Origin of the sequence: Streptococcus australis (assembly GCF_003943615.1) — a bacterium.
Taxonomy (GTDB): Bacteria; Bacillota; Bacilli; order Lactobacillales; family Streptococcaceae; genus Streptococcus; species Streptococcus australis_C.
Window position 1 is genome coordinate 23,259 of sequence record NZ_RJPZ01000009.1, and the last position, 15,567, is coordinate 38,825.

Sequence of the window (15,567 nt, forward strand, 5' to 3'; positions counted from 1 at the left end):
AATTATAAATTTGTTTAACTTGAGCCAGAATTACACTAAAGTAGAAAACATTTTTAAATTTTTCTTATAAGAAAAGTATTTTAGACTAAAAAAGAAGGTATCTGATAGGTATCTTCTTTTTGTTCATAAGAAATTCAATCTTTCTTAGCGCCAAGTATGGCAGTCAAATAACTAAGAACTTTATATATAGAATTAGAAATAAAATTTCTCCAGTAATTAATGATGATAGAAAGTGAAAGAAAATGACATTTAGTGCTTGACTTTTTAAAACAAGAGAGTATAATAGTCTTTGTAATCGTTTCCGAATGGAGGTTCTATGTTAAAATCTGAACGAAAACACATCATTTTAGAAAAGGTAATCAAAGAGCGGATCGTCTCGTTGGAAGACTTGGTAAAAGAGCTCAACTCTTCGGAATCAACGATTCGACGCGATTTGGATGAATTAGAAGCTGAGAATAAACTGAGACGAATTCACGGTGGGGCTGAAAGTCTTCATTCCTTGCAGGAAGAAGAAAGCAATAAAGACAAATCAATCAAAAACGTGCAAGAAAAATCTGCCATTGCAAAGAAAGCGGCAGAATTGATCAAAGATTTTGAAGTTGTCTTTATCGATGCAGGAACCACCAATGAATTATTGGTTCATGAATTGGCCAACCCAACCGTAACAGTTGTGACCAATTCCATCCACCATGCGGCTAGTCTGGTAGAGAGAGACATTCCAACGGTTATCATTGGGGGGATGGTTAAAACTTCCACGGATGCCAGTATCGGAGGAATGGCCTTGAATCAAATCGGCCAGTTGAGCTTCGATCGAGCTTTTATTGGAATGAATGGCGTCGATTTAGAGTCATACAGCACACCGGATCTTGAAGAGGGGGCCGTCAAACGCGCCATTATAGAGAATGCTAAGAATACTTATATTCTCCTAGACTCGTCGAAACTTGGGAGGACGTCTTTTGCCAAGGTAGCTCCAGTTAAGAGAGCAACCATTATTACTAATACTTCGGATACGGAAATCCTTTCTAAATTAAAAGAGAAAACGGAGGTTATAGAGGTTTGATTTATACAGTAACACTGAACCCTGCCATCGACTATATTGTCCGTCTCGATCATGTAGAGACAGGGGCGGTCAATCGGATGGCTTCGGAAGATAAATTCGCCGGTGGTAAGGGAATCAATGTCAGTCGTGTCTTAAAGCGACTCGATATTGAGAACACAGCAACTGGGTTTATCGGTGGTTTTACCGGACGCTTCATCGAAGATGTCCTTACGAGCGAAGCTATTTCAACCAACTTTGTGAACGTGGACCAAGATACCCGGATTAATGTCAAGATCAAAGCCGATGAGGAAACAGAGATCAATGGAAATGGTCCAGAGGTGACAGAAGGTCAGTTGCAAGAATTGCTCAGCATCCTATCCAGCTTGACAGCAGATGATGTGGTAGTTTTTGCAGGTTCTGCCCCATCTTCACTTGGAAATGCTATCTACAAGGAACTAATTGCAGCAACCCGTGCGACAGGAGCGCAAGTCGTTTGCGACTTTGAAGGGCAAACCTTGATTGATTCCTTGGAGTTTAATCCCCAATTGGTCAAACCAAACAACCATGAATTGGGAGCTATTTTTGGAGTGACCTTGACGGAATTACCAGAAATTGAACGCTACGCCAAAGAAATCTTGGCCAAAGGAGCACAAAACGTCATTATTTCCATGGCAGGTGATGGAGCTCTTCTAGTCAGTCCAAGTGGTACTTACTTCGCAAAACCCATCAAAGGACAGGTGAAGAACTCTGTCGGTGCTGGTGATTCCATGGTCGCAGGCTTCACTGGGAAACTCGCAACAACAGGAGATGTCATCGAAGCCTTCAAATGGGGCGTGGCTTGTGGAACAGCGACCACCTTCTCAGATGATTTGGCGAGAGCGGACTATATTAAAGAAACTTATGAAAAAGTAGAGGTAGAAAAACTATGAAAATTCAAGACGTTTTAAATAAAAACGTGATGTTGTTTAATCTTCAGGCAACAGATAAAGAGGGCGTGATCAATGAGATGGTCCAATCGCTCGTCGACAATGGTGTGGTGACAGATTTTGAAACTTTCAAGACTGGAATCATGAGCCGTGAAGCGCAAACTTCCACTGGTTTGGGTGAAGGAATCGCTATGCCTCACAGCAAAAATGAAGCTGTCAAAGAAGCGACGGTCTTGTTTGCAAAATCAAACAAGGGTGTTGACTATGCATCGCTGGATGGTCAACCAACGGACTTGTTCTTCATGATTGCAGCTCCAGAAGGGGCAAACGACACTCACTTGGCAGCCCTTGCTGAATTGTCTAAGTACTTGATGAAACCAGGATTTGCAGACAAACTTCGCCAAGCAAACACTCCTGATCAAGTGATCGCAGTTTTCGACGCAGAAGAGCAAGAAGCTGCAGCTGACGAAGCGAAAAAAGCAGAAGCAGTCAAAGAAGCTGCTTCATCTGACAAACCACTGATCGTTGCCGTTACAGCATGTACAACTGGTATCGCCCACACTTACATGGCAGAAGAAGCCCTCATCAAAAAAGGTGAAGAAATGGGTGTTACAGTTCGTGTTGAAACCAACGGTGCATCAGGTGTCGGCAACCGCTTGACAGCAGAAGAAATCGCCAAAGCTGAAGGGGTGATCATTGCCGCGGATAAAGCAGTTGAAACAGCTCGTTTCAATGGCAAAAAGTTGATCTCTAAACCAGTCGCAGCTGGTATCCGTCAGACAGAAGAATTGATCCAAACCATCTTAGACGGCAAAGCAGATGTCTTCCACGCTGAAAATACAGCAGAAGCTAGCGCTAGCCAAGAAAAATTGAGCTTGGGTGGGGCCTTCTATAAACACTTGATGAGTGGGGTTTCTCAAATGCTTCCATTCGTTATTGGTGGTGGGATCTTGATCGCCCTTGCCTTCTTGATTGACCAAATTCTTGGAGTTCCTCAAGATCAATTGTCTCAACTTGGTTCATACCATGAATTAGCAGCTCAATTTAAAACAATCGGTGGTGCAGCCTTTGGATTCATGCTTCCTGTACTCGCAGGTTACATCGGATTCTCCATCGCTGAAAAACCTGGTTTTGTAGCTGGGTTTATCGCAGGATCTATTGCTAGCTCAGGGTCAGCATTTGGCAACATCGCTTTCGGTGCTGCGAAAGGTGAATTACCAGCAGCTGTATCATCTGGTTTCCTTGGAGCTTTGGTAGGTGGTTTCCTTGCAGGTGGAGTGATTCTAGTTCTTCGTAAAGCTCTTGCAGGCCTTCCGCGTTCTCTTGATGGTATCCGTTCCATCCTTCTCTTGCCATTACTTGGTGTTGGTTTGACAGGATTCTTGATGTTCCTCATCAATATTCCAATGGCTGCTATCAATACTGGTCTTAACAATTTCCTTTCAAGCTTGTCAGGTAGCTCAGCTGTCCTTCTTGGCCTTCTCGTCGGTGGTATGATGGCTGTCGATATGGGTGGACCAGTTAACAAAGCCGCTTATGTCTTCGCTACAGGTACACTTGCTGAATCTGTTGCTTCAGGTGGTTCTATTGTTATGGCAGCCGTTATGGCAGCTGGGATGGTTCCTCCATTGGCAGTATTTGTGGCAACCGTTTTGTTCAAAGATAAATTCACACAAGAAGAACGCGATTCTGGTTTGACAAACATTGTTATGGGTCTTTCCTTCATCACAGAAGGTGCCATTCCTTTCGGTGCAGCTGACCCAGCTCGTGCCATCCCAAGCTTCGTCGCAGGTTCAGCCTTGACTGGTGCTCTTGTTGGACTCGCAGGTTTGAAACTCATGGCTCCTCACGGAGGAATCTTCGTCATCGCCCTTACTTCAAATCCACTTCTTTACATCTTGTTTGTATTGATCGGTGCAGTCGTAAGTGGTATCTTGTTCGGCTTGCTTCGCAAACCTAAAAACTAATCATACATAAAAGAGGCTGGGACAAAAGTCCTAGCCTCTCAATTGTCTTTGAATTGTCGAGCAAGACGCAGTGGTTGAGTGGGCTCTACTACGCTGATTTCATCAGCTTTTACAGCCCTACTCAACTGTGCGGAGGTGGGACGACGAAATCGAATTCTAACGAATGACCGATTTCTGTCCCACTCTCTTTTCTTGTTTTTTTGATAGAAAACGGAGTGAAAAGTCATAATTCTGCAATAGAATCTTGATTTAATTTGTGGTATAATTTTCATAACGCTTATTTTTAGGAGAACAAGTATGGATATCCAACGTGAAAAAGAATTCGTCAGCCAATATCATTATGATGCTCGTAACTTTGAATGGGAAAAAGAAAATGGTACTCCCGAGACAAAAGTAGATGTCAACTTTCAATTGATTCAACGCGATACAGAGTTAAAGACAACCTCTCTAATCGTTATTTTGACCTATATGATTGTCTTTGATGGCTTTGTCATCAGTGGGACCATTACTCAAATCAACCACATTCACAATCGTTTAGTCGGCGAGCCAAGCGAATTCAGCAAAGAAGAAGTGGAAGAACTAGCTCGTCCTTGCTTGAATATGCTGAACCGTTTGACTTATGAAGTTACTGAAATCGCCCTTGATTTACCAGGGATCAATTTGGAGTTTTAATGCATGAAATTAGCAGTCATCACAGATTCATCTGCCTATCTATCAGATGAATCAAGAGGACACGATAATTTATTTGTCCTAGATATTCCAGTTGTCATTGATGGAGTGTCTTACGTAGAAGGTAAAAACCTGACAGCAGAAGAGTTCTATCAAAAGATGGAAGCTTCATCTGAACTTCCGAAAACTAGTCAACCTAGTATCGCAGAATTAGAAGAACTCTTACCACAACTAGAATCTGAAGGCTATACCCATGTTTTAGGGATTTTCCTATCTTCAGGGATTTCTGGTTTCTATCAGAATATCCAGTACTTGAAGGATGAGTTCCCGAATCTAACCATCGCTTTTCCAGATTCTAAGATTACCAGTGCTCCGCTTGGATGGATGGCTGAAGAAGCAGTCAAATGGTCAAGAGAAGGTCGGTCATTTGAAGAAATTCTAGCCAATATCCAGATGCAAATCGATGGGACTTCTGCCTATATCATGGTAGATGATCTCAACCATTTGGTCAAAGGGGGCCGTCTTTCTAATGGAGCTGCCATCCTTGGGAATCTTCTCAGCATCAAGCCAATCCTCTATTTTAACGAGGAAGGCGTGATTGAAGTGTATGAGAAAGTTCGTACAGAGAAAAAAGCAATCAAACGCTTAGCTGAGATTGTCAAAGAAGGAACCGCGGATAAAGACTATCAAATCATTATCATTCATGGGAATGCACTGGATAAAGCTGAAACTCTTCGCGATATTCTTCATCAAGATGGTTTTTCGGGTGAGATTCCATTTGCGACCTTTGGCAGTGTCATTGGTACGCACTTAGGGAATCATAGCGTTGCTATTAGTTTTGTACCGAAAATATAAGGAGAAAACATGCCAATTAAAGTAGTGATTGCAGGTTTTAAAGGTAGAATGGGCCAAGTAGCTTATCAAATGGTGTTAGAAGATCCTGAGCTTGAACTAGTTGGCTTGATTGATCCCCATGCGTCTGAAAAGGAGTTGGCGGGTGTTCCAGTCTTTCAGGATAAGGAAGGGATTTTGATGCTGGAAGCGGATGTGTGGATTGACTTTACCATCCCTAAAGTTGCCTATGAACATACCCGCTTTGCTTTGGAGCATGGATTGTCGCCTGTGGTTGGGACGACAGGATTTACAACAGAAGAAATCACTGACTTGATTGATTTGTCTCGCGAGAAGAATATTGGAGGGCTCATCGCGCCAAACTTTGCCATTGGGGCGGTCTTGCTCATGCAATTTGCAGCGCAGGCAGCTAAATACTTTCCGAATGTAGAGATTATCGAACTGCACCATGATAAGAAGAAGGATGCACCGAGTGGGACTGCTGTGAAGACGGCTGAGCTGATCAGTCAGGTCCGTCAACCACAAGAGCAGGGTGCGCCGGATGAAGAAGAAAGTCTGCCAGGTGCTCGCGGTGCCAACTATCAAGGGATGCATATCCATTCGGTTCGCTTGCCTGGTCTGGTAGCCCACCAAGAAGTGATTTTCGGTAGTCAAGGAGAAGGATTGACCTTACGCCACGATTCCTATGATCGGGTGTCCTTCATGACAGGGGTTAATCTAGGAGTAAAAGAAGTAGTCAAGCGTCATGAGCTTGTCTATGGTTTAGAACATCTATTATGAGATTAAAAAAACTGCCTTCTGAATTTCAGGAGGCTTTGCCAATATTAGAAAAGATTCGAAAAGCTGGGTATGAAGCTTATTTCGTCGGGGGCTCTGTGCGAGATGCCATTTTAGGTCGTCCCATCCACGATGTAGATATCGCTTCCTCTTCTTACCCAGAAGAGACTAAGGCTATTTTCGAGCGGACCATTGATGTCGGGATTGAACACGGGACGGTCCTGGTACTTGAGAACCATCAGGAATATGAAATTACGACCTTTCGGACAGAGGATATCTATGTGGATTATCGGAGACCCAGCTCGGTAAGTTTTGTTCGCTCGCTAGAGGAAGATCTCAAGCGCCGAGATTTTACTGTCAATGCCTTTGCTTTGAGTGAAGAAGGGGAAATTATCGACCTATTCAATGGCCTGGAAGATTTGGAGAATCGGATTTTAAGGGCTGTTGGAGTGGCGACAGAACGCTTTAACGAGGATGCTCTTCGGATCATGCGTGGATTTCGTTTTCAAGCCAGTCTTGGCTTTGATCTAGAAGAAGAGACTTTTAAGGCCATGACAGATTGCGCCCCCTTGTTAGAAAAGATCTCTGTCGAGCGTGTCTTCATTGAGTTAGATAAGCTCCTCTTAGCTCCTTATTGGCGCAAGGGCTTAGAAGGGGTGATTGCTAGCCATAGCTATCAGTATCTTCCTCTTATGCATAATAGTCGCTCCTCACTAGAGAAACTGTTCCAGCTAAAGATGGACTATAACTTTACGAGTTCCGAGCAAGCGTGGGCTGCCTTACTTTTGACCTTAGATGAGAATGAGGTTTCTGCGTTTTTCAAGAAATGGAAAACGTCTCGTGACTTCGCTAAGAAGGTGGAGCAGTTGGTTGAAATCTACCGCTTACGAGAAAAGGCTTGTTTAAATCGTCGGGACGTCTACCGCTACGATAAGTCTCTGCTCTTATCAGCGGAAGAACTACGTCAGGCTCATGGATTGCCAGTAGATTTCCAAGTTATTGAGGAGTTGTATGATTCTCTAGCTATTCATGATAAGCACGAAATGGTGGTCAACGGTGGAATGCTGATGAAGGAATACGGCTTAAAACCAGGTCCCGCTCTAGGACAAGTGCTTTCTGCCATTGAATGGGCCATTGTAGATGGAGTATTGGAGAATAACAAAGTAGCGATTGGGGATTTTTTGAGCCACTATCTTAAAGATAAGAAGGGGGAAGCATGAGCGATTTTATCGTTGAAAAACTAACCAAGTCCGTCGGGGATAAAACGGTCTTTAAGGATATTTCTTTTATCATTCATGAGCTCGATCGGATTGGACTAATCGGTGTCAATGGGACAGGGAAAACAACTCTCTTAGATGTTTTATCTGGTCGTTCAGGCTATGACGGAGATCGTTCTCCTTTTTCTGCAAAGAATGATTATAAGATTGGCTATCTCACTCAAGAACCTCAATTTGATGATAACAAAACTGTCCTCGATACAGTGCTGTCAGAAGATGTGAAAGAACTCCAATTGATTCGTCAGTATGAACTGTTGACGAGCCAGTACGATGAGAGTCAGCAAGCTAAACTGGAAAAAGTGATGGCAGAGATGGATTCTCTCAATGCATGGGAAATCGAAAGCCAGGTCAAAACAGTTCTGACTAAACTGGGGATTCAGGATCTATCTGCTAAGGTTGGTAGTTTGTCTGGAGGGTTGCGTCGCCGTGTCCAGCTAGCACAGGTTCTCCTAGGAGACCATGATTTGCTCCTGCTAGATGAACCAACCAACCATTTGGATATTGATACCATCGAATGGTTGACCAATTTTCTCAAAAACTCTAAGAAAACCGTTCTTTTTATCACCCATGACCGTTATTTCTTGGATAATATTTCAACTCGAATTTTTGAACTGGATCGTGCTGGTCTGGTTGAATACCAAGGAAACTACCAGGATTATGTCCGCTTGAAAGCTGAGCAGGACGAGCGAGATGCAGCCCTCATTCACAAGAAGCAGCAACTCTATAAGCAGGAATTGACCTGGATGCGTCGGCAACCGCAGGCGCGTGCAACTAAGCAACAGGCGCGGATCAATCGCTTCCACGACCTCAAGAAGGACTTATCTCACCAGACTACAGAAACAGATCTGGAAATGTCCTTTGAAACCAGTCGGATCGGTAAGAAAGTCATTGAATTTCAAGATGTTGATTTTGCCTATGACCAAGGCCCGATTCTACAGCAGTTTAATCTCTTGGTTCAAAATAAGGATCGGATCGGAATTGTGGGAGATAATGGGGTTGGGAAATCGACCCTCCTCAATCTCATTGCCGGTCAACTCCAACCGACTGCTGGGAAGGTTGTTATCGGAGAAACGGTGAGAATTGCTTACTTCTCGCAGCAGATCGAAGGTTTGGATGAAAGCAAGCGGATGATCAACTTCCTGCAAGAAGTAGCGGAAGAGGTCAAGACTAGCGCAGGCTCTACCTCGATTGCGGAGCTACTGGAGCAATTTCTCTTCCCACGTTCGACTCATGGTACCTTGATTGAGAAACTTTCTGGTGGTGAGAAAAAACGACTCTATCTCTTGAAACTTCTCATCGAAAAACCAAATGTTTTGCTTCTGGACGAGCCGACCAATGATTTGGATATCGCAACTTTAACGGTGTTAGAGAACTTCCTACAAGGCTTTGGTGGACCAGTTATCACGGTTAGTCATGATCGCTATTTCCTAGACAAGGTTGCTTCTAAAATTCTAGCTTTTGAAAATGGTGGTATTCGCGAATTCTTTGGAAATTATACAGATTACCTAGATGAGAAAAAGTTTGAGCTAGAAATGGTTGCTGAAAACAGTAAGCCTGAAAAAGAAAAGGTGGTGAAGGTCCGGGAAGAGAAGAAACGGATGAGCTACCAGGAAAAGCAGGAGTGGGCGACCATTGAGAGTGAGATCGAAGCGATTGAAAACAAGATTGCAACTATCGAGGCTGAGATGAATGAGTATGGTTCTGACTTCGGGAAGTTGGCCAATCTTCAACGTCAGATGGATGAAGAAAATGAGCAACTCTTAGCCAAGTATGAACGGTATGAGTACTTGAGCGAGTTGGCAGAAAACTAAAGGAGGAAGAATGCACCATTTTAGTAAATATAGTCTATTACTGTCATCATTTTTATTTTGCGGTATTGGATTTATTCTCTTTGTGAATCCGATCGAAAAGATTGCCACCTTTAGTTGGTTGATTTCACTGGGCTTTTTCTTGATTTCAGTTTCGCGTTTGTCGCGCTACTACCGTCTACGGACCCAAGCGACCTTGTCAGATCCTTATTTGTTCCAAAGTGCGGTCTCACTAGTCTTTGCGGTCTATCTCTTGTTGTATGGCTACAAGACCTTGCCGATTGTCTTTCCAATGACACTTGGAATTTGGCTCTTATATAAGTCTGCCTTGAGTTTGCGTAAGGCACACTATCTTTCCAAACGATCGGAAGAATTATCCAAGAAGTTTACTTTTTGGGGGCTCATTCAACTGTTTATAGGATTGTTTCTTATTGTCAGTCCTCTATCGATTAGTGTCTTCTTGTTACATATTTTGGGATTGTTCTTTTTTATAATTGGCGTTCAATCCTTGAGACTCTTTTTAAAACTTCATAACGAAGAGTAAAGAAATCTGTCTGTGTTTTTGCAGATAGGTTGTTTTTTTGCAAATGAAATTGAGAGAAATCTTGAAAAACAATTGAAACCCTTTTCACATTTTGGTATACTAGTGTCAAGAGAATAGGAACAAAGGAGTGTAAAATGTCCAAAAAAATTATTGGTATTGACTTAGGTGGAACATCTGTCAAATTCGCTATTTTGACGCAAGAAGGAGAAATTCAAGAGAAGTGGTCTATCAAGACCAACATCCTCGATGAAGGAAGCCACATCGTTCCTGATATCATCGCTTCTATCCAACACCGCTTGGAATTGTTAAACTTATCTGCAGAAGATTTTATTGGGATTGGGATGGGTTCTCCAGGTGCAGTCGACCGCTTTGAAGGAACTGTGATCGGGGCCTATAACCTTAACTGGAAGACTCTTCAGCCAATCAAGAAAGATATTGAGTCTGCCTTGGGAATTCCTTTCTTCATCGACAATGACGCTAACGTTGCTGCCCTTGGTGAACGATGGAAAGGTGCTGGCGAAAATCAACCAGACGTCGTCTTCATGACACTTGGTACAGGTGTTGGTGGTGGTATCGTGGCGGAAGGAAAACTCTTGCACGGTGCTGGTGGTGTAGCTGGTGAGCTTGGTCATATCACAGTAGACTTCGATCGTCCATTTGATTGTACCTGTGGTAAGAAAGGTTGCTTGGAAACAGTAGCTTCAGCAACTGGTATTGTCAATTTGACTCGTCGCTATGCAGATGAATATGCAGGAGATGCGGAGTTGAAACGCTTGATTGACGATGGGGAAGATGTTACAGCTAAGACTGTCTTTGATTTGGCTAAAGATGGGGATGAGTTGGCCTTGATTGTCTACCGTCATTTCTCTCAATACTTGGGTATTGCTTGTGCCAACATCGCAAGTGTCTTGAACCCAGCGAACATCGTCATCGGTGGTGGTGTATCAGCAGCAGGTCAATTCCTTTTGGATGGGGTTCAAAAGGTCTTTGATAAAAATACCTTCCCACAAGTACGTACCTCAACTCAATTGGTGCTTGCTAATCTTGGAAATGATGCAGGAGTTATTGGAGCTGCGTCACTTGTCCTACAATAGAATTTATGAGAAAGAGGCTGGGCAAAAATTGTCCAGTCTTTGATGTTTGATAGCAATAACAGCAAGACGCAGTGGTTGATTGCTCAAAGTACTGCTTTGAGGTGGCGGATTAAACTTGTGAAGCAAGTTTCCTTAGTATTTGTTCGCTTTTAAGCTTCAAAGATGACCTAATGAGGGAAACAAAGTTTCCTTTATCTGCAACCTTCAACAGTCTCCCAGACTGTTGAAGCTATGCGGGTGTGGGAAGATTGAAAAGGTTTGGGGAACCTTTTCAACCATTTTTATTTTGCGAAGTTCTTTCCCACTCCCTTTTTATTTATCCTATGTTATAATGTAGGTATTACAGTATTTAAGGAGAATGAATGACAAAAGCAGATATCCTTTTTAAAGAAAATATTAGAAGAATAATGGAAGAAGGTGTCTGGTCTGAGCAGGCTCGGCCTAAGTACAAGGATGGTACAACTGCCAATTCCAAGTACATCACTGGGGCATTTATGGAGTTTGACTTAGCCAAAGGTGAGTTCCCTATTACGACTCTTCGTCCTATCGCTATTAAATCGGCCATCAAGGAAATGCTCTGGATTTATCAGGATCAGTCCAATAGTTTGGAACTCCTAAATGACAAGTACCAAGTTCATTACTGGAATGACTGGGAAGTGGGAGACACGGGAACAATTGGAGAGCGGTATGGTGCAGTCGTTAAAAAGCACGATATTATCAACAAGATTCTCAAACAGCTGGAAGCCAATCCTTGGAATCGACGCAATATCATTTCCCTTTGGGACTACCAAGCCTTTGAGGAGAGTGAAGGGCTCTTACCTTGTGCCTTTCAAACCATGTTTGATGTACGTCGTGTCGATGGGGACATCTATCTGGATGCAACCTTGACCCAACGTTCCAATGACATGTTGGTGGCACACCATATCAATGCCATGCAGTATGTAGCTCTTCAGATGATGATCGCTAAGCACTTTGGTTGGAAGGTTGGTAAGTTCTTTTACTTTATTAACAACCTGCACATCTATGATAACCAATTCGAACAGGCGGAGGAGTTGCTTCGGCGTGAGCCCTCTGTTTGCCATCCACGTTTGGTCTTAAACGTACCAGATGGCACCAATTTCTTTGAGATCAAAGCTGAGGATTTTGTATTGGAGGATTATGATCCTGTCAAACCTCAGTTGAAGTTTGATTTGGCTATATAGAGAGTGTTAGTAGAAAACACTATCAATATAGATAGGAAGAAAATTTAAAAATTTTCACATAATTGAACCCTACTTCCTATTTTTTAAATCTACCGGTTAGTAATTTCATCAAAAATTTTAAAAATGATTAGTTTTTTTGAGTTATTTCGCTTTGATAATTTAAATTAATCTGATAGAATATAAAAGGTTTAAAATATAGGCCAATAAATTAGCTTATTAATTGAAAAAAATTATGGAGGAAAATATGGGCAAAGATTTATTTAATGATCGCATTAGCAGATTTTCGATTCGTAAATTGAATGTCGGAGTTTGCTCTGTCCTTTTAGGAACACTCGTTATGGTTGGTACAGCGTCTAGCGTAGCAGCCGAAGAAAACGCAGAGAACCCAGCAACTGTTGCAAAGGCAATAGAAGAAGGGGCTCAACCTGCTACACCAACAGAAGCTCCTGCTTCTACAACAACTGAAGCGAACACTGCTACAACAAGTGAAGCTTCAACTTCATCTAAGACTTACAATGCTGAAGCACCAGTAACTGCAACACCAACAACAACTACTGAACCAACAACTGCAGCTACGACTGAAGAAAAACCAGCAGTAGCAACTCCTGCAGTAGCTGAGGGTTCAACAAATCCAAGCAACAAGGCAACAGAAGCAACTGCAACTGATAAGAAAGAAGAAGTAGCTGCAGGTGTCGAAGCACTAGCAACTGAAACTCCAGCTGTTACAGCAGAAACTTCTGGTAAACGTCGCCCACGTCGTGCTGTTGGGGATCCTAATGATCCAAACTTGATTGCGGATGACGTTGAAGACGCAACTTCAACTCCGAAAGTTGAAAAACCTGGCTTTACAACAGATATTGATGCCAAATCTTTGACTAGCCAGATTACTTGGTTGGACTTTGGAGATGTAGCCAACTGGACAGGGGCTAAAAAAGTCATGGTTCCTAAAAATGACCAATTTCCTGATCAAAATTTAGAAGAAAAACTAGCTCTTCAAGTTGGGGCTACCTATACCAAGGAAATCATGCCTGGCTATGTAGTCACTGTAAAAGTCAAATCCTTGAAACCTTTCCAAGCGACTGAAATCTATAAAAAACGGATGGAAGAGCAAGGGGCTACAGAAGCTGAAAAAGCAACCTATGATCCAAATGCAAAAAATGGCTATGTAAGTGGTGTTACTTCAAAAGGGGCTAAAAAAGCTTTTAATGATGGCGAAGAAGCCGACGTTGTCGCTGATGCTCAAAATAATTGGACTGAAATTAGACTTGAAAACGTTGATACGAAAACCAAGAAGACTACCATGGCTTCAGCTATGAATGGTGGAAATATTGGAGTTCAGTTTGAAATCTCTGCAACCTTCCGTGGAAAGAAAGTTAAACCGGCTGTTGTCATGGCTGATGGAGAGTCTGCTAACCCTGGTGAATTTGTTATGTTCACTACCAACGGACAAGGTTGGCAGCACATTGGGGAATGGAAGAAATTTACCAGACCATCCACCTCTGAACCTTACGTTCCTCAAGATACAGATAACCTTTTGGGGCCTAAACCTAAATATAATAACATTAACCTAAGACAACTTCGTGATTCTACTCAAGTTGGACCAGAAAAGAAACCAGTAGCTTGGAAGTACTTTGGAAATCCTGACCAAGTTACAGGTGGTCTAGGAACTGGTATCTTTGGACCAAATATTTCTGCAGGTAATAACACAGTTCCACTCGTAATGACGCGTGGAGCATCTGAAGTGGGACTTTATATCGCTTCAGGTGGTAAACAGTCTGCTATGCTAGGATTCTTCCCACTTGACGAAGGGGATGCTCCTGAGTCATATGGTAAGGCAGTCCATACCATTGCAACTGTTGACGGTGTTACTGGAGCTAAAGTAAATCAACCGTATCTTGGTAGCGTAAGCCCAGATATGGATGAAAACACTACTCAAGACTGGTTCGGTGATGATAAGACAACTACGGCCGATGAAGGAATTGATCAATTGCTTCCAGATAACCTCAAAGGGACAACCAATGAGATGATCAAGATGGACCGTACCAAACCAGGGAACTACAAGATGTCAGTTCAAGCTCATACGGATGGAGCTTCAGAAGCACATATCTATGGTTGGGTAGACTTTAACCAAAATGGTAAATTCGATGAGGATGAACGTTCAAATCTCGCTACAATCACACAAGATGGCACTGTTGAGTTGACCTTTGCAAACAGCAAGACTTACGTCGACCCAAGCGTTAAAGAGTTAGGTGCTCGTGTTCGTATCGCTAAGAAAGCGAACGAGATCGAAAGCCCAACTGGCATGGCCTTCTCAGGGGAAGTAGAAGACTTCAAAACTCAAATCACCCACCCACCAAAAGGGGAATTTAAGGAAACTTCTGGTCCTCAAGCTACTAAACAAACAGCAACAGTAACCTTTACAGCTCGTGGTGAACACAAGTATGAACGTGATTCTAAGGCAGTTATCGACGAGACAGTAGAACCATACATCGTTGATAAAGATGGTAACCGTGCAACGCTTGATGCAGACGGTTACTACGTCGTTCAAGGACAAGGTAAGTACAAGATTACTGCTAAGGGCAAAGATGTAGACGTTGAGTTTATTCCAGAAGATAACTTCCTAGGAACAGCTGATGGTATCTCTATCCGTCGTTCAGATAATAATGGCTATGATACTGGTTGGTCAACAAAATTCCCAGACCAAGAACCTAATGTGAATGGCCAATTAAATACTATGGATGGTCAATATGTTCCTACTGTAACACCGATTGACATTGAAGGAGTTGACAAGACTTCTAAAGATATTCAAGGTGCAACTCAAAAAGAAACACCTACCTTTAATACAACAGCTTCTAACTCAGCTGGTGATAAGATTTCTATTGCTCCAAGTGCAGAATACCCGGCTAAGTTGGTAGATCCAGCTACAGGTCGCACGATTGATGAGCCATCTGTAACAGTAGCAGGAGAAGGGACTTACACTATTAATCCTTCAACTGGAGAAGTAACATTCAATCCAGAACCAAGCTTTACTGGTACAGCCAAAGGTGTGGAAGTTACATTGTCAGCGCCAGTTGGACGAAATAAAGATGGTCAGATTCAAAAAGAGTACATTAAGACTGCTACAGCTAAGTACACACCAACNGTNGTAGGAGTAACCCCAACNGCAACACCAGCAGAAACAAAAGACATCCAAGGTGCAACACAAACAGGTAAACCTGAATTCAAGGGTGGTACAGTTGAAGTTAACGGTGTTGAAAAGACTGTTCCAATCAACGAAGATGTTCCAGCAACATTTGACGATGGTTCAACAACTAAGACTGTTGAAGGTGTTGGTAAATTTACAGTTGCAGCAGATGGAACAGTAACATTCGTTCCAGAACCAAACTTTGTAGGAACTGCACCAGCAGTGACA

12 protein-coding genes are annotated in these 15,567 nt (G+C 42.7%); all 12 read left to right on the forward strand.

Going from position 1 to position 15,567, the window contains the following annotated elements; genetic code table 11:
* Positions 1–316 precede the first annotated feature (316 nt).
* Positions 317–1,060, forward strand: a complete 744-nt coding sequence (locus D8785_RS09485; protein ID WP_125375234.1) for a DeoR/GlpR family DNA-binding transcription regulator — start codon at positions 317–319, stop codon at positions 1,058–1,060.
* Positions 1,057–1,968, forward strand: coding sequence for a 1-phosphofructokinase (pfkB, locus tag D8785_RS09490; RefSeq protein ID WP_125375235.1), 912 nt, complete (start codon positions 1,057–1,059; stop codon positions 1,966–1,968). Before D8785_RS09485 ends, pfkB begins: the two co-directional genes overlap by 4 nt.
* A complete protein-coding gene (locus D8785_RS09495) occupies positions 1,965–3,932 on the forward strand; it encodes a PTS fructose transporter subunit IIABC (RefSeq protein ID WP_125375236.1) in 1,968 nt (655 codons plus the stop codon). Before pfkB ends, D8785_RS09495 begins: the two co-directional genes overlap by 4 nt.
* A 297-nt stretch (positions 3,933–4,229) precedes the next feature.
* Positions 4,230–4,604 (forward strand): DUF1149 family protein, encoded by a 375-nt coding sequence (locus D8785_RS09510; protein ID WP_048690778.1) that lies wholly within the window; start codon positions 4,230–4,232, stop codon positions 4,602–4,604.
* A gap of 3 nt (positions 4,605–4,607) precedes the next feature.
* Positions 4,608–5,456, forward strand: coding sequence for a DegV family protein (locus D8785_RS09515; RefSeq protein ID WP_125375237.1), 849 nt, complete (start codon positions 4,608–4,610; stop codon positions 5,454–5,456).
* Between the two features lie 9 nt (positions 5,457–5,465).
* Positions 5,466–6,233, forward strand: coding sequence for a 4-hydroxy-tetrahydrodipicolinate reductase (dapB, locus tag D8785_RS09520; RefSeq protein WP_125375238.1), 768 nt, complete (start codon positions 5,466–5,468; stop codon positions 6,231–6,233).
* On the forward strand, positions 6,230–7,450 hold the full coding sequence (locus D8785_RS09525) for a CCA tRNA nucleotidyltransferase (protein ID WP_125375239.1): 1,221 nt from the start codon (positions 6,230–6,232) through the stop codon (positions 7,448–7,450). Before dapB ends, D8785_RS09525 begins: the two co-directional genes overlap by 4 nt.
* Positions 7,447–9,318 carry an ABC-F family ATP-binding cassette domain-containing protein gene (locus D8785_RS09530; RefSeq protein WP_125375240.1) on the forward strand — a complete coding sequence of 624 codons (1,872 nt, stop codon included), beginning with the start codon at positions 7,447–7,449 and terminating at the stop codon, positions 9,316–9,318. The genes D8785_RS09525 and D8785_RS09530 overlap by 4 nt, the downstream gene beginning before the upstream one ends.
* Before the next feature lie 10 nt (positions 9,319–9,328).
* Entirely contained in the window at positions 9,329–9,859 is a 531-nt protein-coding gene (locus tag D8785_RS09535) for a DUF308 domain-containing protein (protein WP_125375241.1), read from the forward strand.
* Between the two features lie 134 nt (positions 9,860–9,993).
* Complete coding sequence (locus tag D8785_RS09540; RefSeq protein ID WP_125375242.1) at positions 9,994–10,953, forward strand: ROK family glucokinase; 960 nt, start codon at positions 9,994–9,996, stop codon at positions 10,951–10,953.
* 362 nt (positions 10,954–11,315) lie between these two features.
* On the forward strand, positions 11,316–12,155 hold the full coding sequence (locus D8785_RS09550) for a thymidylate synthase (RefSeq protein WP_125375243.1): 840 nt from the start codon (positions 11,316–11,318) through the stop codon (positions 12,153–12,155).
* A 244-nt stretch (positions 12,156–12,399) separates the two neighbouring features.
* The coding region (locus D8785_RS09555) for a CshA/CshB family fibrillar adhesin-related protein (protein WP_125375244.1) at positions 12,400–15,567 on the forward strand (3,168 nt) is incomplete at its 3' end.